Genomic DNA, 20,382 nt, shown 5'->3' with positions numbered 1-20,382 from the left:
TCAACGCCCTCCCTGGCGCACGGGCGCGCGGGCCAGCAGGCTGTCGGCACCGAAAACATAGATCTGCTGCGGGTCCAGGTGCAGCGTGATCGGCGTGCCCAACTCGAAGTGGTGCACACCGGTGAGCTGCGCCACCAGGCTGCCGACCGGCGTGGCGGCATGCACAAAGGTGTCGGAGCCCGAAATTTCGGCCAGCTCCACCGTGCCGGCCAGCGCCAGGTCGCCCGGCCGCGCTTGCACGCGCAGGGCGCTGGCGCGCACGCCCACGGTCAGCCCGGCAGCAGGAAGGCCCGGCGGCAGCGGCACAGCCAGCAACGGGCCGCCCGGCACCTGTACGCCCTGCACACCGCCGGCCGACGCCGCACTGGCGGGCAGCAGATTCATCGGCGGGTCGCTGAACGCACGGGCGACCTCCAGCGAGCACGGCGCATGGAACACCTGTGCGGTCGGGCCGTACTGCAGCAGCCGCCCTTCGGACAGCACGGCGGTGTAGCCGCCCAGCAGCAGCGCCTCGGCCGGCTCGGTCGTGGCGTACACCACGGTGGACTGGCCGGCGGCGAAGAGCTGGGTCAGCTCGTCGCGCAGTTCTTCGCGCAGCTTGTAGTCGAGGTTGACCAGGGGTTCGTCCAGCAGCATCAGCGGCGCGCCTTTGGCCAGCGCCCGGGCCAGCGCCACGCGCTGCTGCTGGCCGCCCGACAGCTCTGCCGGGTAGCGGTCCAGGAACATCTCGATGTGCAGCCGCGTCGCCAGTTCGCGCACGCGGGTATCGACGTTCTTTTCGCCCCGCAGCTTGAGCGGCGAGGCGATGTTGGCGGCCACGCGCATCGACGGGTAGTTGATGAACTGCTGGTACACCATCGCCACGTTGCGGTCGCGCACGGGCATGCCGGTCACGTCCACGCCATCCACCCGCACGCGGCCGGACGTGGGCTTGTCCAGCCCGGCCATGATGCGCATCAGGCTGGTCTTGCCGGCCTGGGTGGCGCCCAGCAGCACGGTGACCGCGCCGCTTTGCAGCGCCAAGTCCATGTCATGCAGCCAGGTCTGAGCCCCTACCCGCTTGTTGATGCTCTCAAGTGCCAGCTGCATGCAGCTACCCCATTTCTGCGACCCAAGCTGCGGCGCAGAGCGCGCGCGGCCAGATCTTCGTTGTTCGATTGCGATCATTCTTGTTGTTTTGTGATCGTTTTGAATCAAGGTTTACCCTCGATTGATTCGTTTTCGTTCGCTTGGGAACGCCGGTGGCCTCCATCGCGCCGCGACATCTCCGTCGAACGAAAGACCGGAAGCCGCAGGGGTGATTGCTGAAAAAAGAGCGCTGCCGCCCCAGCCCGCCGCTCTGCGGTTCGGGGTTTTCCCCTGTGTCGCAAACGCCCTGCTCGGTATTCACACCCTTTACCGCTTGAAACATTGCCCCTAGTCTCGGCCTTCATTCACGGGCGTCGGCGGTGTCGGCGGCGCTCCTATCCAACTTCGCAAATGGGAGATGTCATGAAGAAAATGCGTGTGCTGTCGGTGGCGGTTCTTGCCTGTATCTCGTCGGTCGCCATGGCACAAAGCGCGTCCGGCACGTCGGGCATGGCTGGCAGCAGCAGCCTCAACATGTACGGCATCGTGGACCTGGGCGTGAGCCACGTGACCGGCGGCCCCGGCGGCAACCAGACCCGGCTGATCAGCGGCAACATGGAAGGCTCGCGCCTGGGCTTCAAGGGCAACGAAGACCTGGGCGGCGGCTACCGCGCGATCTTCACGATGGAAGCGCGGATCGAAGCCGACACCGGCGACACCAGCAACCGCCCCGTGTCGCTGGGCCAGTTGCCCGACCGGCTGAGCACGGCGACCTCGCTGGGCCTGCCCGCCGCCCTGCAGCCCGCAGTGACCGCCGTGGCCAACCAGATCGGCTCCAACATCGGCGTCAACCTGAACAAAACCTTCTTCGACCGCCAGATCTTCAGCGGCCTGGTGACCCCGTTCGGCGCCTTCACGTTCGGCCGCCAGTACACGCCCGGTTACCTGGCCACCGGCAACTTCGACGTGATGAAGACCGAGTCCAGCCTGTCCCTGGGCCAGCTGGTGGCGATCCCGAATTCGTTCGACATCCGCGTCAGCAACTCGATCCAGTACGCCCTGCAAAAGGACGGCCTCACCGCTACCGCCATGTACGCCGCCGGCGAAGTGGCCGGCAAGCCGAGCGCACGGCGCCTGCTGGGCATCATGGCCATCTACAAGGGCAACGGCTACTCGTTCGGTGGCGGCTACAACACCCGCAACAACGAGCTCGGCGAAAAGTCGCTCACGACCGGCATCGTGGGTGCGACGGTGGACATCGGCCCCGGCACGCTGTCCGGCCAGTACGCCGTCATCAAGGACGACCACCCGAGCGACCTGTCGACCATCGCCGCGAGCCTGTCGGCCAACCCGGCCACGGCGCCGGTGGCGGGCCTGGTGCAGAACGCCTTCATCCAGGGCTTCAAGCAGGACGCCCGGCTGTTCCAGGTCGGCTACCGCATCACCAGCGGCGTGCACACCATGACCGTGGCCTACAACAGCATGAACGACAAGCGTCCGTTCAATGCCGACCGCTACTCCTACGGTGCGGCCTACACCTATGCGCTGTCCAAGCGCACCGACGTCAGCGCCGTGCTGACGCACCTGGAAAACAAGAACACCTCGCAGGACCTGCTGGGTGGCAACGGCTTCCTCGGTGGCGTGTCTGCCGCTCCGGGCAAGGACGTGAACAGCATCGCCGTGTCGATCCGCCACCGGTTCTGACGCGCTGCGCAGTCTTCCGAGACTGCGCGCCCCGAACCCGAATCCCCCGCCAGGGGGATTTTTTTCGCCTGGGCTTTGTCCGCACACACGAGGCACTCAGCCGCCCAGCATCTGCGGTCGCCCGCGACGAACCCAGGGACGCAGCTCTACCGCGCCGCACACCGGAATGGTTCGATCCAGATCGAGCTTGTTGCTTTCTGATCGTTTCCCATCAAGGTTTACCCTGGAACCGTTCGTTTTGGTTCGCTTTAAAGTGGGGCCAGTCCCGACGCACGCCTTGCGCTGCCATTTCCTTTCGCTTCGCTTCTCCGCCAGACCCCTCCGTGAACACCAACCCCCGCCAACTGCGCCTGCTCGAAGAGGTGCGCGCCCGCCAGTCCGCCACGGTCGAACAACTGGCCGACACGCTGGGCGTGACGCTGCAGACCGTGCGGCGGGACGTGCAGCGGCTGGCCGAACTGGGGCTGGTGCGGCGGTTCCACGGCGGCGTGCGCGTGCCGACCTCCACCGTCGAGAACCTGGGGCACACGCAGCGCGAAACGCTGAATGCCGACGGCAAGGCCCGCATCGCGCGGGCCGTGGCCGCCCAGGTGCCCAACGACTGCTCGCTGATCCTGAACATCGGCACCACGACGGAAGCCATCGCCCGCGCGCTGATGCACCACAGCGGCCTGCGCGTCATCACCAACAACCTGAACGTGGCCGCCATCCTGAGCGGCAAGCCCGACTTCGAAGTCATCGTGGCCGGCGGCGTGGTGCGCTCGCGCGACCGCGGCATCGTGGGCGAGGCGGCGGTGGACTTCATCCGCCAGTTCCGCGTGGACATCGCCCTCATCGGCATTTCGGGCATCGAGTCGGACGGCACGCTGCGCGACTTCGACTACCGCGAGGTGAAGGTGGCGCAGACCATCGTTGCCCAGGCCCGCGAGGTCTGGCTGGCCGCCGACCACAGCAAGTTCAGCCGCGCGGCGATGGTGCAGGCGGCCACGCTGTCGCAGATCGGCCGGCTGTTCACCGACGCGCCGCCGCCCGAGCCCTTTCCCGCGCTGCTGCGCGATGCCGGCGTGGAATGCACCGTGGCCGCCTGACGCGTCCAAGACGCCTCATACGCCTGACTTATCCTCGTTTCCTATGACCTATCTGCTCGCCCTCGACCAAGGCACCTCCAGTTCCCGCAGCATCGTGTTCGACGAGCGCGGCCACATCGTCGCCCAGGCGCAGCTGGAGCTGCCGCAGATCTACCCGCAGCCCGGCTGGGTGGAGCACGATCCGCGCGAAATCTGGCGCACCCAGCTGGCCACCGCCCGGCAGGCGCTGACCCAGGCGAACCTGAAGGCCAGCGACGTGCGGGCGCTGGGCATCACCAACCAGCGCGAAACCACGGTGCTGTGGAACCGGCGCACCGGCGAGCCCGTGCACCACGCCATCGTCTGGCAGGACCGACGGGCCGAGCCGCTGTGCGCCGAGCTGCGCGAGCGCGGCCTGGCCGACACCATCCAGGCCAAGACCGGGCTGCTGATCGACGCCTATTTCTCGGGCACCAAGCTGCGCTGGCTGCTGGACAACGTGCCCGGCGCGCGCGCCCAGGCCGAGCGCGGAGAACTGGCCTTCGGCACGGTGGACAGCTGGCTCATCTGGCAGCTCACGCAAGGCAAGGTGCACGTGACCGACGTCAGCAACGCCGCGCGCACCATGCTCTTCAATGTGCGCACCAACCTGTGGGACGATGACCTGCTGGAGCTGCTGCAGATTCCGCGCGCGCTCATGCCCGAAGTGCGCCCGTCCAGCGCCCACTTCGGCGACACGCATCCCGACCTGCTGGGCAGCGCGCTGCCCATCGGCGGCGTGGCCGGCGACCAGCAGAGCGCGCTGTTCGGCCAGGCCTGCTTCAAGGCCGGCATGGCCAAGAACACCTATGGCACGGGCTGCTTCATGCTCATGCACACGGGGCAGAAGTTCCAGACCTCCACCAACGGCCTGCTCACCACCAGCGCGGCCCAGATCGGCGCCGCGGCGGCCCACGGCGCACCCGGCGGCTTCGCCGACAAACCTCCCGAGTTCGCCATGGAAGGCAGCGTGTTCGTCGGCGGTGCCGTGGTGCAGTGGCTGCGCGACGGACTGCGCGCCATCTCGGCCAGCAACGAAGTGCAGTCGCTCGCCGAAAGCGTGCCCGATTCGGGCGGCGTGATGATGGTGCCGGCCTTCACCGGCCTGGGTGCGCCCTATTGGAAGCCCGATGCGCGCGGCACCATCACCGGCCTGACCCGCGGCACCACGCTCGCCCACATCGCGCGGGCGGCGCTGGAAAGCATCGCCTACCAGAGCGCCGCGCTGCTGCAGGCCATGAGCCGCGACGCCGTGGCGGCCGGCGGTGCGCCGGTGAGCGAGCTGCGCGTGGACGGCGGCGCCTGCGTGAACGACCTGCTCATGCAGTTCCAGGCCGATCTGCTGGGCATTCCCGTGGTGCGGCCCGCGGTGATCGAAACCACCGCCCTGGGCGCCGCCTACCTGGCCGGCCTGTCGAGCGGCGTGTACCGCAGCACCGACGAACTCTCCGACCTGTGGCGGGCCGAGCGCCGCTTCATGCCCACCCTGGGCGCACCGCGCGCCCGCGAACTCATGGCGCGCTGGGAACACGCCGTGCGCCAGGCGTCGCTCGACTGAAGGCTGCGCGGCACCTGCCGACCAGCCACGCTAGCCGCGCTCTCAGCGACTGCCGCGTTCGCGGCATGCCGCCGGTGTGTTGCCCCCTGCGTGCACCCGGCTGAAGGCACCGCGCCAGCCGGCACAGGCCGTCCGCGTCAATTTCGGCCAGGGCTCCAATGCTTCGCATGCGCCCGGATGCCCGGCCACCCCTCTTCCTAGGATCGAGTCCGATAGCGAAGGCTATCCATGCTCGCGCCGCGTTATCCGATGCGGCTCGTTTCTCTACGCCGGGCTCATCCGGCACAACACCCTCTCGGGCTAGGAGCCACCAATGGGCGCCATCAAACACCTGCAAGCCAAACCCACCAACCTGACGGGCGGAGTCAGCTCCCTGCCCGCGAACCGCAGCCAGGCCGGGCGCGAAGCCAGCGCCACGCTGGTCGGCCACATGCGCTCCAGCGGTCAGGACACGGTGAACATGAACGACCTGATGAAGCTGGCCCGCAACGAGGACGGCAAGACGCCTACCAATGTCTCGGATGCCGCCAGCTTCATGGTGTCGAACCCCAAGCTGTTCTCTGCGCTGGAGTCGCGCGACGACGCGGCGGGCACGCGCGACGGCATCGCCAGCGTGGACAGCTTCGATCGCGCCGCCAACGGCGCCTTCGACGACATGCTGAACGCGCAACCCTCGATGTCTCCCCTGCTGGCGAAGCTCGGCCACCCCACCATGCCGGACCACGAGGTCAAGGACGTCTTGAACACGTTCCGCGCCGGCAGCCCCGACAAGCAACTCACTGCGCAGAACTTGTACGAGCTGTCGCAAAGCCCCGCGCCCGACGCGCCGCCCGCTCTGGCGCAGGCAGCCCAACGCGCACTGAAGGACCCCAAACTGCTGCAGGAACTGGGCTTGAACGATGGCCCCGGCGCCCCGCGCAAAACGCCGGAGGTCTCCTCGGCCGCGTTCGACATCAGCAAGGCCGCAGCCAACGTGGCCACCGCCGCCTGAGCCAGGCCGCGAGGCCACGGCACGCTAACATCCTGGTGACCCAGGCCGCGAAGCTCCCACAGGGAGCTTTCTTCGTTGTGCGGCCGGCTTTCCAACCAACGCACGCCATGACCTCAGACACCTACGCCGTCACCCCTTCCGAGCAGTCCGCCATCGCCTTCATCGGCGGAGGCAACATGGCCAGCGCCATCATCGGCGGGCTGATCCGCCAGGGCATGCAGCCCGGGCAGATCGAAGTGGTCGAACCCTGGGCCGAGGCGCGCGCCGCGCTGCTGTCGGACCACGGAATCACCGCGCACGAAGCGGCAGGCCCGGCGCTTTCGCGCGCCGGCATCGTCGTGTGGGCCGTCAAGCCCCAGACCTTCAAGCAGGCCGCCGAGCCCGTGCGCGCCCACACCGGCAACGCCTTGCACCTGAGCGTGGCGGCCGGCATCCGGTCGGACAGCATCGCGCAGTGGCTGGGCAGCGAACGCATCGTGCGCGCCATGCCCAATACGCCCGCGCTGATCGGCAAGGGCATGACGGCGCTCTACGCCCGCCCGCAGGTGACCGAGGCCGAGCGCGCCGAGGTCGAGCGGGTGATCGCAACGACCGGTGAATTCCTCTGGGTGCAGGAGGAGCCGCAGCTCGATGCCGTCACCGCCCTGTCGGGCTCGGGCCCGGCCTATGTGTTTCGGTTCCTGGAGGCGATGACCGAAGCCGGCGCCACCATGGGCCTGAGCCGCGCCCAGGCGCACCAGTTGGCCGTGGCCACCTTTGCCGGCGCCTCCGAACTGGCCCGCCGCTCGGACGAGCCGCCCGAAGTGCTGCGCCAGCGCGTGACCTCCAAGGGCGGCACCACCTACGCCGCGCTGCAGTCGATGGAGCAGGACGAGGTGCCCCAGCGCTTCATGCGCGCCCTGGAAGCGGCGCGTTCGCGGGCGCGGGAGCTCGGTGACGAGTTCGGCGCCTGAGCGGCGGAAGAAAAAGCAGGGGTCTGGAAGCGCTGGAGAGGTTTTAAGCCAAAAAGGCCTCCAGCGCAATAAACACTAGGGAGTATTGCTATTTAATTGATAGCAACACCCCTGTTTTAGTCAACGCAGCGCATAGCTCGCGGCGATGCCCGCGAACAGCGTGAACCCGATCCAGTGGTTCTCGCGGAAGGCGCGAAAGCACCCTTCGCGCGTGCGGTGGCGGATCAGCGCGAAGTGCCAGGCCACCTGGGCCAGCACCGCTCCGATCGCGAGGTAGAACGGCGCGCCCAGCCCCAGCGGCGCCAGCGCCACGCCCCAGAAGGCCACCAGCAGCAGATAGAACGCGAGGATGGCCGCCACGTCGAAACGGCCCAGGGTGATGGCCGAGGTCTTCATGCCGATCTTCAGGTCGTCGTCGCGGTCCACCATGGCGTATTCGGTGTCGTAGGCCAGCACCCAGAACAGGTTGCCCAGCACCAGCCACAGCGTCAGCCAGGACACCTCGCCGCGCACGGCGGTGAACGCCATCGGAATGCCCATGCTGAACGCCACGCCCAGCACCGCCTGCGGCATGGAAAGGAACCGCTTGGTGAACGGATACAGCACCGTCACCGCCAGCGCGGGCACCGACCACGCGATGGTGACGGCGTTGGTGGTGAGCACCAGCGCGAAGGACACGAGCGCCAGCACCGCGCCCACGGCCAGCGCTTCGCGCGGGGACACGGCGCCGCTCGTCACCGGCCGCTGCGCCGTGCGCTTGACGTGCCGGTCGAACCGGCGGTCGGCCACGTCGTTCACGCAGCAGCCCGCGCTGCGCATGAGGACCGTGCCCAGCGTGAAAACAATCAGCAGGTGCCAGCCGGGAAACCCGCCCGCCGCAACCCACAGCGCCGACAGCGTGGGCCACAGCAGCAGCAGCCAGCCGGCCGGCCGGCTCCAGCGGATCAGATCGAGGTAGAGCGACAGGCGCGACGGCGTCGGGGCGGAGAGCTGCATGGCGCTGAAAAATTGAAGGAAGAACAGGGAAAGAAGGCCAGGGAAACGAAAACGCCCGCACGGGTGGGCGGGCGCTGGGCGGACCGGGCCGTGCGGGGCCCGTCCGGCTTACTCTTCCAGGAGCGAGCGCAGCATCCAGGCGGTCTGCTCGTGCACCGTGAGGCGCTGGGTCAGCAGGTCGGCCGTGGGCTCGTCGCTGGCCTTGTCGGCCACCGGGAACAGTTCGCGTGCCGTGCGGGCGACGGCCTCGTGGCCTTCGACCAGGATGCGCACCATTTCGAGCGCTGGCGGCGGCTCGGTGGGCGCGTCGGGCAGCGAGGTGAGCTTGCCGAACTGGGCATACGAGCCCGGTGCCGAATGGCCCAGCGAACGGATGCGCTCGGCCACCGGATCCACGGCGTTCCACAGTTCGGTGTACTGCCCCATGAACATGGTGTGCAGCGTGTTGAACATCGGGCCCGTCACGTTCCAGTGGAAGTTGTGGGTGGTGAGGTACAGCGTGTAGGTGTCGGCCAGCAGTCGCGACAGGCCTTGCGCGATGGCCGCGCGGTCCTTGTCGCTGATGCCGATGTTGATGCGCGGTGCGCCACCGGCGCTGGCGCGGGCGAGAGGGGTCTTGGGGGTTTTGGCCATGGAGAACTCCTTCGGGTGCTGAACTGAACAATGCGTTGCCGCTGTGTTTGCCGGCCCGGGCGCCGCCCCGCTGCGAGAGCGGAGCGTGGCGTCCGGGCGCCCGAAACACTTTAGCGCATGCGCTGCGGCTGGGCGCCGCTCGGGGTCACTGCATCTGCGGCAGGTTGCCGATGCGCACCAGCATCTCGGTGAACATCTGCATGTCGGCGTCCAGGTCGGCCACTTCCTTGAATTCCTTCGCGTTGTGGGCCGTGTACTTCTTGCCGGGCATGGCGGGGCCGAAGTTGATGGCGTTGGGCATCAGCTTGGCCGTGGTGCTGCCGGCCGTGGGCACGGGCTTGGCTTCGAGGCCGGTGGTGTCGCCGAAGGTGTTGAGCAGCGTGGAGAGCCAGGCGCCCTTGGGATCGCGCGCCATCCACTCACCTTGGCTGTGATCCACCTCGACCGCCACGCCTGCCTGCGCGCCCCAGGACTGGATGCGTGCCGCCGTGGCCTTGGAGAGCACATCGGCCGTGCTGCCGCGCGGCATGCGCACGTTCACCAGCACATCGACCTTGCCGTCCTTCTCGCGCACCAGGTTGGGCGACATCGTGAGCGGGCCCATGAAGTCGTCGCTGTACGCCAGGCCCATCGTGCGGCCCAGGTAGTCGGTGCCGTACAGGTCGGCGATGTAGCGCACGGCGCTGGCGTAGCCGTTGGCGGCCAGCGGCACGCCCGATTCCTGCAGGAACAGCGCCAGGCGCGGCAGCGGGTTCACGCCCTCTTCGGGGCGCGAGCCGTGGGCCGACGTGCCGGTCACCTTCACGTTCACCGCAGCGGTGTCCTGCACGATGTCGATGGTGAACGGGCCGCCCTGGGCCGCGTACTTGGCGATGAAGGCCTCACGGGCCGCGCCCAGGCGCTGCGCTGCAGCCGCCAGATCGCCGCCTTGCAGGCGCGCGGTGGCGGTCTGCGGCACGGCGTTGGCCGAGGCGGCACCCGTCATCGCGGCGATGGTCACGGCACCGGCCGGCGCAGCGGCGGTGGCGGCCAGTGGGAACGAAGCGCGCAGCGCGCCGGAGCCCTTTTCGGCGACCACGGCGGGGTACTTGCTGTCCAGCACGATGTTGTAGTCGGGCAGCTTCGTCTTGGCGCGGTAGTACTTCATCGCGTCGCCACCCGTTTCCTCGGTCGTCTCGACCATCAGGCGAATCGTGCGGGCCATCGGCAGGCCGCTGTCCTTGACCGCCTTCATGGCGTACAGCACGGCGGCGATGGAACCCTTGTCGTCGATGGAGCCGCGGCCGTACAGGTTGCCGCCCACGCGCGTCAGCTTGAACGGGTCCAGGCGCGTGCCATCGTCCAGCACCCATTCGTCGGCCACCACGGGCACCACGTCGGCATGCGTGAGGATGCCGAATTCTTCGGTGCCCGTGCCGGGCAGCTTCACTTCGAAGATGCGGTTGTCCACGTTGCGGTATTGCAGGCCGAAGTCCTTGGCCATGCCTTCGACCAGCGTGCCGAAGGCGATGATGGCCTTGTCCTCGTGCGGCGGCACCTTGTCCGAGCGCACCGTGGGAATCGCCACCATCTTCGCCGTCGTGTCGATCACCGCCGTGTGGTGGTGCAGGCGGTTGTACAGGCCCAGCAGCCGGCTGATGTTCACCAGGTCGTCGCCCGCCAGCGCGGCCTTGGATTCGTACGCCTTCACGCTGGGCTCCAGCGACGGGTAGATGCGCACGGCGCGCTCCAGGAACGCGCTGAAATCACCGCTGGGCGCACCCGTCTCGGCGACCACCAGGCGGTCCAGGTCGGGTTTCTTGAGCGTGCCGGCCAGCGGCGCGGCGTCGGGCGGCGCCATCACGGTGGAACAGGCCGACAGGCCCAGGGCCAAGCCGGCCGCCATCAAAAGCTTCTTCATGGAATGTCCTTGGATTGTGGAGAGCGCGGCGCCGCGCACGGGCAGCATGTGGCGCAGCCTGGGCACGGAACGGGTGGAGGATGCCCACCGGCCGCGCGCGGGGCGAGTGTAGCCCTGCGCCGGGGCATTTTGGTGAAGGCGGGCGCAGCAGTCCGCTGGCCGGCCCCCGGCGGCTTTCTTTAGGAAAGCCGCTGCGTCAGGACAGACGCGTCACGCCCGGCAGTTCGCAGGCATAGATCGCGTTGCGCAGCGCGGCGATGGCTTCGTAGCGCGTGAAGCTGCGGCGCCAGGCGAGCACCACACGGCGCATCGGTGGCGGGCTGCCGTCGTCTTCCTGGATGGGCAGGTAGCGGATGTGCGTGTCGTCGCTCTTCCTGCGGCGCGAGCCGGTGTGCAGCGCATCGCGCGGCACCGACAGGCGGGGCACCAGCGTCACGCCCATGCCGGCCGACACCATGTGCTTGATCGTCTCCAGCGACGAACCTTCGAACGTGCGCCGGATGCCCTCGGCATTGCTCGCATAGCGCGCGAACTCGGGGCAGACCTCCAGCACGTGGTCGCGAAAGCAGTGGCCCGCGCCCAGCAACAGCATGGTTTCGCTCTTGAGCTGCGCGGCGGAGATGGATTTCTGTTCGGCCAGCGGGTGGCTGCTGGGCACGGCGGCCATGAAGGGCTCGTCGTACAGCGGGGCCATCGCCAGGCCCGTGTCGGGAAACGGCTCGGCCATGATCGCGCAATCGATCTCGCCGGTGCGCAGCATCTCCAGCAGCTTGACGGTGAAGTTCTCCTGCAGCATCAGCGGCATCTGCGGCGTGCGCGCGATGGCATGGCGCACCAGCTCGGGCAGCAGGTAAGGCCCGATCGTGTAGATCACCCCCAGCGTGAGGGCGCCGGCCAGCGGGTCCTTGCCGCGCTTGGCGATCTCCTTGATGGCGGCGGCCTGCTCCAGCACGCTCTGCGCCTGGCGCACGATCTCGTCGCCCAGCGAGGTCACCGACACCTCGCCCGCGCTGCGCTCGAAGAGCTTGACCTCCAGCTCGTCTTCCAGCTTCTTGATGGCCACCGACAGCGTGGGCTGCGATACGTAGCAAGCATCGGCCGCCCGGCCGAAGTGCTTTTCGCGGGCCACAGCGACGATGTATTTGAGTTCCGTGAGGGTCATTTTTGGGTGCGGATTGGCGAACGCGACATTGTGCGCCGAGATGAAACCCCTAATGGCGGCCCGCGGCCGACGAGTTCCATCGGGTGGAAGAAACTTTACGCAGGGTTCACATTGGCCAGTGACGTTGGCGCGCAGTCATTTCGTCATCCTGGTGTCTACGCTTTTGGCTGACTGATGCTGTGGCTTATAGGTTGTTGATGGGGACGCTCAGTCAGCGTCACCCGCCACCTCTTCGATGGCATACAGCCGACCATTGATCTGCGCCGCCACCGGCATGGGGCCACTGGCCGGGGGCAGGTAGATGACATCGTGCTGTCCATCTCCCCAGCCGGCGCGGCGCTGTTGCTACGGCTGCCGTACTGGTCCAGCACGGTGCTGCAGATGACATTAATTGACGACTGAACGCCAATCTTTAAGGTTGCGAACAAAGATCAAGCCTTGACTCATATCTTGCATCCCCACCAATTTAAAAAAGCTTGCCACCTCCGATTTTGATTCATCATTATGGTACGTGGTACTTACATTTAAAAAACCACAATCCTCCACTACCTTATCGATTAAATCATGAACGATTTCTGAACTTTCACCATAGCAAACAAAGTAATTGCAGCCAGCATTCAAAAAATCGCGCACCGTTTGTTTCAACCAAAAAACATTTTGCCACTCTAAATCTCCAGCATCTAGAAGTGTGGCAAATTCCCCCGTCATCTCACCAAAGGACAAGGGTTGACAAGTATCTTTAAAATAAATATTAGTAGAGCTCATCAAAAACCTCCATTTCGCAACTTCTCGATATTGTTCCTGAAGGTATCAATCTCAGTTCGCAAGTGCTCTATGCGTATCATTTGCTGCCTTCTATTACCTCAAGAGGCTGATTCTCCATCCCTGGACGAACGGTTGGATTATTCATAAATTCCAGCAACTTCTTTTCATGTTGCGCAATTTGTTTTTCCAAAGAACCGATACCCTTTAAGACCTCTTTACTCAAATTCCCCACTGACTTTATAGACCCTGGGCCAATGCAAATACCAGGCCCGCCATTCGTAGAAATACAACCACTATCGTCCACACGCGGCTGCTGAAACATCGGTGAGCAGCTTGACCCGTTGTCCACCAACATGTAATTAAAAATATCCATGAAAAGAGTGACTCATCCAATCTGATCTGAAGGCGTCAAATCATTACCGTTCGATTTCAAATTAATTACACATCCTTCGTAGCCATAAACAATCAGCCCACCTTCAACCTGCTCAAACTCCAGAACTCCTTCTGTCGCCTCATCGGGCGTGTACACAAGAATTTCAATGCCTTCGCCAGGAGCAATTTGGAATTGCTCCGCCCACGGCTCCAAAAATATACGAATACATTTACCAGAGCTATTTAAATAGATTAATTTTTGCACCAACCTCATAAAGTCGCCTCATTAGCTCAACGATTCTATCCATGAGCTGCACTCTATTTTGGGCAGCAACATTATTTGCATTGCGAGAAAATTCATTAGCATAAAAATTACGCCATTGAATAGCCATATCCTTGGTCAATCCTTGTATCTGCATTTTATTAACAACTCCGCCATTAAGAGATTCGATTCGAGCTAAGGCGCCCTGTGGACTGCTCTCCCATCCAATCAATGCGCTGCCAAACTGTGACTTGGTTATACCACTCGGCATTGCAGGCACGATTGTCCAGCTAATCAATTTGCCGCTATCAATTCTTATTGTTAGCCATTTCCGCATTCGCGTGAATTGGGCATAAAACTTTCCCCTTACGATCAGAGCCCCAACCGGCAGCACGAGCCAAGCCGGACATCTTTGCAGACCACTTTTCCACAGGATCGGTTGCTGGTTCCTCCAAGCTTTTCTGAAATATATTCAAACACCCATCCATTTGGCAAGATATTATTAATTCGGCAAATGCCAAATTTTCAATTGGATCATTTAATTCACTCATGGCCTGAATGCCCCATTGATAATTTCTCGAAGTTGCTGCCTAGCAGCCGGTGTAAGCGCATCAAATCTATCCAACCGATCGATAGCACCCAGACCTACATCCCTAATATGAGTTGCCTGCGCAGCTGTACCGGCATTACGTATTTTCCCAGCAAAAGACTCCGCGACCGCTCGAAGTTGAGCGCCAGCTTCGAGCGGAAACGCAGAACCTCCTGATCTCACAATTTGTTCAATTTCTCGAATTACGACTGGGTCAATTTTTGCAGCTGATCTAGGCAATACTCCCCTAATACTTCCAGGGCCAATACAAATGTTGGTCCCTCCACCCGTAGAAATACAACCTCCATCATCCACTCGCGGCTGCTGAAAAATCGGTGAGCAGCTTGACCCGTTGTCCACCAACGGAGAATCGCCAAATCCTCCGCCCGGCATAAAGCTCGCCAATCCAGAAGGATCGATCAGATTCGTCGGCGTGCCGTCCGCATAGAGGTACCGGTTCCACCCCCCATCCAGCCCAATCGGATCAGCCTGGATGTACCGCCCTCCCTCCCGGTCGTAGTACCTATTCAGGTTGTAGGCCAGTTGGGTTTCCTCATCCCACACCTGCCCGGGATACCGCAGATCGAATTTGATGGCTTCGCTGTAGTTGGCGCTGCCTTGCCCGCTTTGGGAATAGCCCGTCGCCCCCGTCGTCGGATTGGCTTCTCCGAACCCCGTGATGAGCCATTGCCACGCGACCTGGCCCTGCGTGTTGGTAAGGCGCCGTGGCGTGTTCAGGTGGTCCGCATCGATGGCATACAGCCGGCCATTAATCTGCGCCGCCACCGGCATCGGCCCGCTGGCCGTGGGCAGGTAGATCACCTCCGTGCTGTCCATCTCCCCAGCCGGCGCCGCGCTGTTGCTGCTCCTGCGGTTGCCGTATTGGCCCAGCACGGTGCTGTCGATGCCGTCTTCCGCGTACACCGTCTGCGTGGTGATGGCGGGATTGCTCGACCCGGACAGCCGTGCATCGCTCTTGAACACGCGCTGGCTCAGCGCGTTGTAGGTGCAGCTCACCGCCAGGGCGTTCTTGGGGTCGGCGTTCAGGCCTGCCTTGGCGATGCGGCCGTCGCTGCCGTAGTGCAGGTAGTTGTCGCCCTTCCTGGTGAGCGAGCCAGTGGCGTCGTGGCTTTCGCGCGGTTAATTAGCGATTTATTATCCGATGACCATTTTGCCGCACAATAATAAATTTCCTTTAATACTCACCAATCACCCTACCAGCCTCTCTCAATATACCATCTTCAAATAATTTTTTATCCTCAGGTCGATCATCCATTTCACTAGCAGCATATATAAACCCATCTAATTCGTGAAAATCTTCTATCTTTGAATTTATTTGCGCACGCCATAATATATTTGCCCCATCGCGAGGGGATAGCCCTCCAGACAGAATCAAACCCGAAACTTCTTTTGAATAAAAACGAAGAGCATCAACAACAGTCATCGCGGTCAACCCACACTGCTTTTCGATTTCATCCAATTGATAATTTATCTCATCCTCACTAGACTCACACATTGAGAGCCGAATAATCAAAGGATTATCACAACCTTGAGCAACAGCAACTTCCGCCATATTGAAAAGCTCATCACTCGACAAAACCCCTAATTTTTTCAGCGCCACAGCACGTTTTGAATCGAAAAATTTGATCATTTGAACTTAAAGCCTTCTCGAGCACCGGTAACTAAATTTTGCCAATAGTGAACAACGACATTTTTCCCGTTGGCAGAGTAGTTCACAACCTCCATTTTCGCCCAAACGTTTTCTGGATATTTAGGATCATTGATCAAGCCCTGCATAATTCTGCGACCTAATCCTTCTTTGGCTGCCTGTATCGCTATCTGTTCAGCGAGATTTGTTGCCACCGACCGAATCGCGCCTGGCCCGAGACAGAGGCTTGGCCCTCCACCTGTAGAAATACAGCCCCCATCATCCACCCGTGGCTGCTGAAACATCGGTGAGCAGCTTGACCCGTTGTCCACCAACGGAGAATCGCCAAATCCTCCGCCCGGCATAAAGCTCGCCAATCCAGAAGGATCGATCAGATTCGTCGGCGTGCCGTCCGCATAGAGGTACCGGTTCCACCCCCCATCCAGCCCAATCGGATCAGCCTGGATGTACCGCCCTCCCTCCCGGTCGTAGTACCTATTCAGGTTGTAGGCCAGTTGGGTTTCCTCATCCCACACCTGCCCGGGATACCGCAGATCGAATTTGATGGCTTCGCTGTAGTTGGCGCTGCCTTGCCCGCTTTGGGAATAGCCCGTCGCCCCCGTCGTCGGATTGGCTTCTCCGAACCCCGTGATGAGCCATTGCCAAGCGACCTGGCCCTGCGTGTTGGTCAAGCGCCGTGGCGTGTTCAGGTGGTCCGCATCGATGGCATACAGCCTGCCGTTGATCTGCGCCGCCACCGGCATGGGCCCGCTGGCCGTGGGCAGGTAGATGACCTCTGTGCTGTCCATCTCCCCAGCCGGCGCCGCGCTGTTGCTGCTCCTGCGGTTGCCGTACTGGCCCAGCACGGTGCTGTCGATGCCGTCTTCCGCGTACACCGTCTGCGTGGTGATGGCGGGGTTGCTCGACCCGGACAGCCGTGCATCGCTCTTGAACACGCGTTGGCCTAGGGCGTTGTACGTGTAGCTCACGCCCAGGGCGTTCGCCGGGTCGGCATTCAGGCCTGCCTTGGCGATGCGGCCGTCGCTGCCGTAGTGCAGGTAGTTGTCGCCCTTCCTGGTGAGCGAGCCAGTGGCGTCGTGGCTATAGGCAACGGTGCTGGTTTGTGCACTGCCGCTGGTGGGCTGGAACGTCTGCGTATAGGTCTGCAGACGGTTGCTGCCGCTGACGGCGACGTAGTTGCGCTTGAGCGTGGCCGTGCCCGCCGCCGTGACGCTGCTGTAGTAGCTTTGGCTGCGGTTGCCGTTGGCGTCCCACGCGTAGCCGCTGGTGTTGGCGCCCAGGGTGTCGCTCAACGCCGCACCGCTGGGCAATACCAGGGTGTTGGGCGCGCTGTGCGCGCTGGCGGTGAGCCGGCCCGTGGCGTCGTAAGTGTGTGCGCTGGTGATGACGGCCTGCTGCGCCCCTGTGGCGCCCCGCAGGGCGTGCCGCTGCTGCACCTGGGCCAGGCGCCCGGCGCTGTCCCAGGCCAGTTGCGGCAGCAGCCGGCTGGTGGCCAACTGGCCCGCGAGGGTGTAGCTGCGCTGCTCGGCCAGGCCTGGCGCGGGCCCGAATGCCGGCCACTTCCAACCGGTGGGCTGGCCCAGCGGGTTCCAGGTGATGGCGGTGAGCAGCGGCTGGCCGTTCCATTGCAGGCCGGTGAGCTGGCCCGTGGCGTCGTACTGGTATTGCAGCTTTTTGCCGCTGGGGTACGTGAGCGTGGCGATCTGCCCGGCGCCTGCGTTGCCTGCGGACACATAGGCCTGCGCCAGGGTGCGGCTGTCGCCGTTGGCCAGCACCTGGGTGCGGGCGGTGACCCGGCCCAGCGGGTCGCGCTGCCAGCGCGTGGTGACGCCAGCGTCCTGGATTTCGCTCAAGGACCCGATGCTGGCCTGCGGCGTGCCGGGGGCGTTGTAGCTGGCACCGGTGAGGTCGTACCGCCACACGCTTTGCTTGCCGTCCTTGAAGAGGATGCGCGTCAAGCGCCCCGCCGCGTCCCGCGTGAGCCCGGTGGTGCGGCCCAGCGCATCGCTCACCTGCGTGGGGCGGCCCAGTGCGTCGTATTGCACGTTGGCCGCGCCGCTGTCGCCCGAGGTCTCCCGCGTGGCGTTGCCCCGGATGTCGTTGGCATACGTGGTGGCCACGCCCGCGAAGTCCTTGGCGCCCTGCACGGCGCCCAGGGCGTCATAGGACAGCGAGGCCACCTTGCCCAGGGGGTCGGTGATTTCCGCGAGTCGGCCCAGGGGGTCGGTGGCGTAGCGGTAGCGCTGGCCCAGGGCGTTCTCGGCGGTAAGGCGCTCACCGTTGGGGCCGTAGGCGTAGCGGTCCACCTGGTTGCCTGCCTTGACGCTCTCAAGCTGGTTGGCGGCGTTGATGCCCCGCTCCTGGCGCCACACGGTCTGGCCCGCGGCGTCTTTGACTTCCTGCAGGACGACGTTGTTGAACAGGTCGTACCCATAACTGCCCGAGGCGCCCCGGTTGTCCTTCCATGAGGCCAGCCGGTGCGCGCTGTCGTAGGCGTAGTCGATCTGGTAGCCGTCCGGCTGCGTCGTGCGCGACCGCTTGCCGATGGCGTTGTACTGGTAGGACCATTCGAGCCCCAGCACCCAGGCATAGTTGAGCAGGCCCCGGGGGTCGCCATGGGCGTACTCGGTGAGCAGGCCGTTGGGCAGGAGCTTGGCCACCAGGCGGCCATCGCTGTAGGCGTGGCTGGTGCGCCGCCCGAACGGGTCGGTGGATTCGAACAACAGCGGCGTGTTGCTGTGGTACGTGTTTTCGCGCCGCACGCCCAGGGCATCGATTTCTGCGCTGACCAGGCCGCCCTGGTATTCCCATCGGCGGACGGCGGCTTTGGCTGCGCCGTCGGGCAGGCTGGCGTCGTACACCCGCTCGGTGAGGACGTTGCCGTCCGCATCGTAGGTGTATTCGGTGACGCGGTTGCCATCGGTGACCTTGACGGGCAATCGGTAGGTGGGGTGCCACTGCGTGGCGACCCGGCGCTCCTGCGCGGTGCCCTTGGCGTGGATGGCCAGCAAGGGCAGCTGGCGGTCGTTGTCCCATTCGTAGGTGGTCTGGCGGCCCAGGAAGTCAGTTTCCGCCGTGACGAGGCCGGCGGCGTTCTGCACCCGGCGGTTGACCGGACGGTAAGCCAGCCCCGGCGCCGACGAGGCACTGGTGACGGCCAGCGCCTTGTTCTGCACGGTGTAGCCGTACTGGCGGCTCTGGCCGAGCGGGTCCTTCACGCCGACCTGGCCCGAGGCGATGTCGGTGTAGTCGAACTGGTGCGCCAGGGCGTCGCCCGCATGCGCGGCCTTGAGCGTGCGGCCCAGCGCGTCGTAGCTGAACTGGGCGAAACGGCTGCCGTTCTCATCGACGATGGCGGTCAGCAGGAACGGGTTGCCGGTGTCTTCGTACAGGTAGGTCTTCTGGTACTGATCTCGCAGGCTGGAGGACACCAGCCGGTCGCCCACGCCGTCCTGGTAGCTGTACCGGTAGGTGGTGGTTTTGTAGTCCGGCGTGGTGATCTTCTCGATCAGCCGCTCGCCCCAGACGAGGGTGAGGGTCTGGCCGAAGGCGTTGGTGATGGTGGTCAGGCGCCCGTAGGTGTAGCCGTAGGTGGTGACCCAGCCGTTGCGCGCCCTGCGGCTCAGGAGCTTGCCCGCGCTGTCGAACGTGAGCACGGAGTCGTCGTTGGCATTCCGGAAGCGCCACAGGCCATCGGCCTGGGCCAGGGTGTCGCTGCGGTGTTCGCCCACCCAATCCTGCTGCGCGCCGGTGCGCTGAAAGCCCCGCTCCTCGCCATTGCCGAAGGTGACGGTCGCAACGCCCTCGGACACCCGCAGGGTGATGGCGTGGTTGTGGCCCCACTGGCGGCCAAAGCCCCGGCTGGTGCGAGCGGAGTCCAGCGCCCAGTGGCTGCGGTAGATGCGCACGAAGTCCAGGCTGCCGCCCCATGGGTCCTGATGGTCCACGATCTCCTGGAAGTTCTCGCCGGTGGCAGGAATGACGGGGTCGCCCACGCACATGCCGTCCTGCCCGCCCGGGAACATGGAGACGCCACGGTAGCCGTCGCCGGGCGGCGGCACCGGGGGCGGCGGCGGCGGCAGGGGCGGAGGGGGTGGGGGAGGAGGAGGTGGCGGCGGTGGTGGGGGCGGCGGCGGTGGTGGATCGGGGTCGATCAGTTGCTTGGGGCCGCACCAGCCGCTGGTTTCCGAGTCGCGGACATCCCCGCGGTATGCGGTCAGGCAGACACAGGAGAATTTGTCGGTGGCGTAATCGTATTTGGGCCGGCTTTCGGTCCAGCCCGCCGGGTTGTAGAGGTATTCGGGGTGCTCGTTGGTGGGCCGGTTGCAGATGGGCGCGATGTCCTCGCCCAGTCCATCCGAACCCTCGCACGGGGTGCCCAGCGAAGGCAGTAGCTGGCACCGGTTGTACCCCCAGATGGACTGCGCGCAGAACCGATGCGGCCCATTGGGCAACGCACCGCACACGCCTGCCACCGTGCCGGACAGCACCGTGTAGCGCATGTCGGGCCCTCCCGTGGACTCGACTCCATAGCCAAACGGCTTGCTTCTGTCGATTTCCCCTGCCTCCGCCACGCCCCAATAACCCATGGCCTGCAATGCGATGCAGGCTGCCCATACGACCTTCATGAATCCCCCTCCCATTTGATCTTGAG

The 20,382-nt window shown here is 64.5% G+C and carries 18 protein-coding genes; 5 read left to right on the top strand and 13 right to left on the bottom strand.

Annotated features, from left to right (window positions below; translation table 11 throughout):
• A complete protein-coding gene (locus tag BLT03_RS16310; protein WP_092744824.1) occupies positions 1–1,089 on the bottom strand; it encodes an ABC transporter ATP-binding protein in 1,089 nt (362 codons plus the stop codon).
• A 402-nt stretch (positions 1,090–1,491) separates the two neighbouring features.
• On the opposite strand from BLT03_RS16310, the gene BLT03_RS16305 reads away from it, so the two are divergent.
• The 5 genes from BLT03_RS16305 to proC all read left to right on the top strand — a co-directional run bounded on the left by BLT03_RS16305 (position 1,492) and on the right by proC (position 7,380).
• Complete coding sequence (locus BLT03_RS16305; RefSeq protein WP_092744823.1) at positions 1,492–2,772, top strand: porin; 1,281 nt, start codon at positions 1,492–1,494, stop codon at positions 2,770–2,772.
• A gap of 323 nt (positions 2,773–3,095) precedes the next feature.
• Positions 3,096–3,860: a DeoR/GlpR family DNA-binding transcription regulator gene (locus BLT03_RS16300; RefSeq protein ID WP_092744822.1), complete on the top strand. Its 765-nt coding sequence runs from the start codon at positions 3,096–3,098 to the stop codon at positions 3,858–3,860.
• Between the two features lie 43 nt (positions 3,861–3,903).
• Positions 3,904–5,436: a glycerol kinase GlpK gene (gene glpK, locus BLT03_RS16295; protein WP_092744821.1), complete on the top strand. Its 1,533-nt coding sequence runs from the start codon at positions 3,904–3,906 to the stop codon at positions 5,434–5,436.
• 313 nt (positions 5,437–5,749) lie between these two features.
• A complete protein-coding gene (locus BLT03_RS16290; protein WP_092744820.1) occupies positions 5,750–6,427 on the top strand; it encodes a hypothetical protein in 678 nt (225 codons plus the stop codon).
• 107 nt (positions 6,428–6,534) lie between these two features.
• On the top strand, positions 6,535–7,380 hold the full coding sequence (gene proC / locus BLT03_RS16285) for a pyrroline-5-carboxylate reductase (protein WP_092744819.1): 846 nt from the start codon (positions 6,535–6,537) through the stop codon (positions 7,378–7,380).
• Between the two features lie 120 nt (positions 7,381–7,500).
• Here the strand turns inward: proC and ubiA are convergent, their stop codons facing one another.
• From ubiA to BLT03_RS16255, 12 genes are all read right to left on the bottom strand, one after another.
• Positions 7,501–8,376, bottom strand: a complete 876-nt coding sequence (gene ubiA, locus BLT03_RS16280) for a 4-hydroxybenzoate octaprenyltransferase (protein WP_092744818.1) — start codon at positions 8,374–8,376, stop codon at positions 7,501–7,503.
• Between the two features lie 108 nt (positions 8,377–8,484).
• A complete protein-coding gene (locus BLT03_RS16275; protein WP_092744817.1) occupies positions 8,485–9,009 on the bottom strand; it encodes a Dps family protein in 525 nt (174 codons plus the stop codon).
• Positions 9,010–9,154: 145 nt separating this feature from the next.
• Positions 9,155–10,909, bottom strand: coding sequence for a dipeptidase (locus BLT03_RS16270; protein WP_092744816.1), 1,755 nt, complete (start codon positions 10,907–10,909; stop codon positions 9,155–9,157).
• A 196-nt stretch (positions 10,910–11,105) separates the two neighbouring features.
• Entirely contained in the window at positions 11,106–12,071 is a 966-nt protein-coding gene (locus BLT03_RS16265) for a LysR substrate-binding domain-containing protein (RefSeq protein ID WP_092744815.1), read from the bottom strand.
• Positions 12,072–12,458: 387 nt separating this feature from the next.
• Positions 12,459–12,836: a DUF7684 family protein gene (locus tag BLT03_RS24025; protein ID WP_139160426.1), complete on the bottom strand. Its 378-nt coding sequence runs from the start codon at positions 12,834–12,836 to the stop codon at positions 12,459–12,461.
• A gap of 76 nt (positions 12,837–12,912) precedes the next feature.
• Positions 12,913–13,209 carry a hypothetical protein gene (locus tag BLT03_RS24020; protein ID WP_139160425.1) on the bottom strand — a complete coding sequence of 99 codons (297 nt, stop codon included), beginning with the start codon at positions 13,207–13,209 and terminating at the stop codon, positions 12,913–12,915.
• Between the two features lie 12 nt (positions 13,210–13,221).
• The gene (locus BLT03_RS24015; protein ID WP_139160424.1) at positions 13,222–13,482 is read right to left on the bottom strand and encodes a hypothetical protein; all 261 of its coding nucleotides are present in this window, start codon (positions 13,480–13,482) and stop codon (positions 13,222–13,224) included.
• Positions 13,448–13,741, bottom strand: coding sequence for a DUF4951 domain-containing protein (locus tag BLT03_RS25110; protein ID WP_353615283.1), 294 nt, complete (start codon positions 13,739–13,741; stop codon positions 13,448–13,450). The genes BLT03_RS24015 and BLT03_RS25110 overlap by 35 nt, the downstream gene beginning before the upstream one ends.
• 37 nt (positions 13,742–13,778) lie before the next feature.
• Positions 13,779–14,021: a hypothetical protein gene (locus BLT03_RS24010; protein ID WP_139160423.1), complete on the bottom strand. Its 243-nt coding sequence runs from the start codon at positions 14,019–14,021 to the stop codon at positions 13,779–13,781.
• Positions 14,018–15,076 (bottom strand): RHS repeat-associated core domain-containing protein, encoded by a 1,059-nt coding sequence (locus tag BLT03_RS16260; RefSeq protein WP_092744814.1) that lies wholly within the window; start codon positions 15,074–15,076, stop codon positions 14,018–14,020. Before BLT03_RS16260 ends, BLT03_RS24010 begins: the two co-directional genes overlap by 4 nt.
• A gap of 178 nt (positions 15,077–15,254) precedes the next feature.
• A complete protein-coding gene (locus BLT03_RS24005; protein ID WP_139160422.1) occupies positions 15,255–15,710 on the bottom strand; it encodes a hypothetical protein in 456 nt (151 codons plus the stop codon).
• Entirely contained in the window at positions 15,707–20,356 is a 4,650-nt protein-coding gene (locus BLT03_RS16255) for an RHS repeat-associated core domain-containing protein (protein WP_092744813.1), read from the bottom strand. Before BLT03_RS16255 ends, BLT03_RS24005 begins: the two co-directional genes overlap by 4 nt.
• Positions 20,357–20,382 lie beyond the last annotated feature (26 nt).

This window comes from Paracidovorax valerianellae (assembly GCF_900102625.1).
GTDB lineage: Bacteria > Pseudomonadota > Gammaproteobacteria > Burkholderiales > Burkholderiaceae_C > Paracidovorax > Paracidovorax valerianellae.
The sequence above is the reverse complement of the archived record's forward strand: the minus strand, read 5'-3'. Positions and strand labels throughout refer to the sequence as shown.